Consider the following 2,903-nt stretch of genomic DNA (forward strand, 5'->3'; position numbering starts at 1 on the left):
CTGTTTCTAGTAATCTAAAAGTGGACCACCGTAGTCATTGAAAATTCCCCCAGTTATAATTAACCCACGGAGATAATTTCATAAAGTGGGGAGCTTGGAGAGTTGATAACATTGAATAAAAAGCAACAGGTCCTACTAATGTATTTAAGGGAGGGGAAGTCTCAGAGAGAGATTGCTAGATTAACGGCGATTGATAGAAAAACAGTAAGAAAATATATCAACGAGTATGAAAAGAAGCAAAAAGAAATCGAGCGTTCAAGAGACCTGGTCAATACTGGTGAGTTAATTCAAGAACTTGTTGAAACCCCAAAGTATAAGACTAGAACTCCTACCAAAAGAGTGATGACTAAAGAAATTGAACAAAAGATCATTACTCATCTTCAGGAAAATGAAGCAAAACTATTAATGGGTCTCCGAAAACAACTGAAAAAGCCTATTGATATATTTGCGGTACTAGAAAATGAAGGAATCGAAATAAGTTATAGCACAGTCCTTCGGACTATTCGACAATTAGAAAGAAAGACAAAGGAAGCTTTTATAAAAGGATCTTATTTGCCAGGTCAGATATGTGAATTTGACTGGGGAGAAGTGAAAGTAAGAATTAATGGAAACTGGAGAAAACTCCAAATGGCTGTTTTTACTTCAGCATATGGAAACTTTCGAATGGCATATTTGTTTACCAAACAAAAGATGGAATGTTTTCAAGAAGCACATGTTTTATTCTTTAAAGAAGCTGGCGGGGTATACCAAACTATGGTCTACGATAACATGAAAGTTGCCGTCAAGCGCTTTGTTGGAACAGAAAAAGAACCAACAGAAGGCCTACTGAAGATTTCCCTTTACTATGGATTTCATTACCGTTTCTGTAATGTCCGGCGGGGAAACGAGAAGGGCCATGTCGAGCGTAGCGTTGAAGTGGTAAGAAGAAAAGCATTTGCATTCCGTGACACTTTTGAATCAATTGAGGAAGCAAATCAGTATTTATATCAGGTTTGCATAAAACTAAACCGAAAGCCACAGCCTTCCCAACAAAACCAGACTGCCGAAATGATGATCCAACAAGAACAAGAGAAATTCCTCCCTCTTCCCCACCCATTTGACGCAGCACGAATCCAAAACGTGCGTGTTGACAAGTATTCAACGGTAGTGATTGATCAAAACCATTATTCGGTTCCAGATCAATTGGTAGGCGCACTTGTAAAGGTTAAAGTTTATTCAAATCATGTTCTCTGCTTTTATGAGGAGAAAAAAATAGCTGAACATATCCGACTTACTGGATGTCATGAATGGAGGCTACAATTAGAGCATTATTTAGTGACATTAAAGAAAAAACCTGGTGCATTAGCTGGTAGCACAGCATTACAACAGGCAGACAAAAATATAAAAAAGATTTATGACACTTATTATAGCAGTCGCGAGAAAGAATTTATAGAGCTAATTCAGTATATAAAAGATGAATCCTCAATACGAGAAGTTGAAAATAGTATTAAAGAGCTTCGAAAGATCCATAAAAGTCATGTGACCACAGAAAAGATTAAAGTGTTATGTGAAAGAAATAAAAATGTACTCCTTACATCTGTCTCTACATCACATGAAACAAAGGACATTGTAGAGCATGCCAAAGCGAATCTGAAAATGTATGATGAGTTATTCCAAACACAAGCCTTAGGAAATAAGGAGGCCATCGCATGAGTAATGCAAAAGATCGGATAGAAGAAATCCTTCATTATACAAAGGATTTGAAGCTCCCTGTTATTCGTCAGTGCTTCCAAGAGGAAGTTAAGGAAGCAAATCAAAAGGGTGTTAGTTATGAAGAGTTTTTGGCTCAAATACTGCAAAAGGAATGGGATTACCGGCAGGAAAATGCTCAAAATAATCGTATCCGTCGAGCGCAATTTCCATACATAAAGCACTTGGAGGATTTATCGGTAGATGAATTACCAGAAGATGCGCAAAAAAAGTATAAACAACTTAGAACTCTAGACTTTATTAAAGAAGGTCGGAACCTAATATTGGCTGGAAGCCCAGGCACGGGTAAATCACACATGGCAATTGGCCTAGGTATGAAGGCTTGTTTGGAAGGTTACAAAGTATGGTTTACAACTGTTCCTCTACTCATTAGCCAACTCAAGGAGTGTCGTTCAGAAAAGACTCTGCGAGCTTTCCAAAATCGATTTGAGAAATATGATTTGGTTATAGCTGATGAAATGGGCTACATCTCATTTGATAAAGAAGGAGCCGAGTTACTATTTACTCACTTATCACTTCGAGCAGGGCAAAAGTCCACCATCATTACTACAAATCTATCATTTGAAAGATGGGAAGAAATATTTCAAGATCCGGTTATGACAGCAGCCATGATTGATCGATTAACACATCAAGCTTATCTTGTGAATATGAATGGGAACTCATACCGTATGAAAGAAACGAAAGAATGGTTAGAGCAACAACAATTGGCTTAACATCTAATCCATTAAGGAGATAAAGAATGAGCGTTTTGAGGATGAATGAAGTGACAAGGTTTCTTAAAGTTATGGGCACACGATTCGATGAAGAATCGGTTCAGGAATGGTTAAACGAGTGTAATAAGGCGGCAAATGATAAATACAATAGTCGTGGAATGACCGAAGATGATTTGTATGACTTTAATGAATGGCTTAGATGTAAAGGAACAGCATATGAGAACGGGATTGATGATAAAACTAAGATTTCAAGACTGTTAGATGAGATTTCTAATCTGAAACAAGAAATTGAAACGTTAATATCGGAGAAAAGAATACTTAAAGAGATAATCGGAATCCCCCCATTTTAACAAATAATTTGATAATCCCCTGCCTTTTTGGAAAATTTAGGTGGGGGAATTTTAAATGACTAAATGGGGGAATTTTCAGTTGACAAATACA

At 37.1% G+C, this 2,903-nt stretch carries 3 protein-coding genes; all 3 read left to right on the top strand.

Features of this window, described 5'->3' with window-relative positions:
* The first annotated feature begins 102 nt into the window (after positions 1 to 102).
* The 3 genes from istA to HHO41_RS21900 are packed head-to-tail and all read left to right on the top strand — an operon-like array spanning position 103 to position 2,812.
* Positions 103 to 1,692: an IS21 family transposase gene (gene istA / locus HHO41_RS21890; protein WP_169102695.1), complete on the top strand. Its 1,590-nt coding sequence runs from the start codon at positions 103 to 105 to the stop codon at positions 1,690 to 1,692.
* Positions 1,689 to 2,462 carry an IS21-like element helper ATPase IstB gene (istB, locus tag HHO41_RS21895; protein WP_169102697.1) on the top strand — a complete coding sequence of 258 codons (774 nt, stop codon included), beginning with the start codon at positions 1,689 to 1,691 and terminating at the stop codon, positions 2,460 to 2,462. The genes istA and istB overlap by 4 nt, the downstream gene beginning before the upstream one ends.
* A gap of 26 nt (positions 2,463 to 2,488) precedes the next feature.
* On the top strand, positions 2,489 to 2,812 hold the full coding sequence (locus HHO41_RS21900) for a hypothetical protein (protein WP_169102699.1): 324 nt from the start codon (positions 2,489 to 2,491) through the stop codon (positions 2,810 to 2,812).
* Positions 2,813 to 2,903 lie beyond the last annotated feature (91 nt).

The sequence above is a fragment of the Bacillus sp. DNRA2 genome, assembly GCF_012843265.1.
GTDB lineage: Bacteria > Bacillota > Bacilli > Bacillales > Cytobacillaceae > Bacillus_BU.

Excerpts from the sequence above, each read along its gene's own strand:
- istB (WP_169102697.1), top strand. The coding sequence starts at position 1,689 with ATGAGTAATGCAAAAGATCGGATAGAAGAAATCCTTCATTATACAAAG.
- HHO41_RS21900 (WP_169102699.1), top strand. The coding sequence starts at position 2,489 with ATGAGCGTTTTGAGGATGAATGAAGTGACAAGGTTTCTTAAAGTTATG.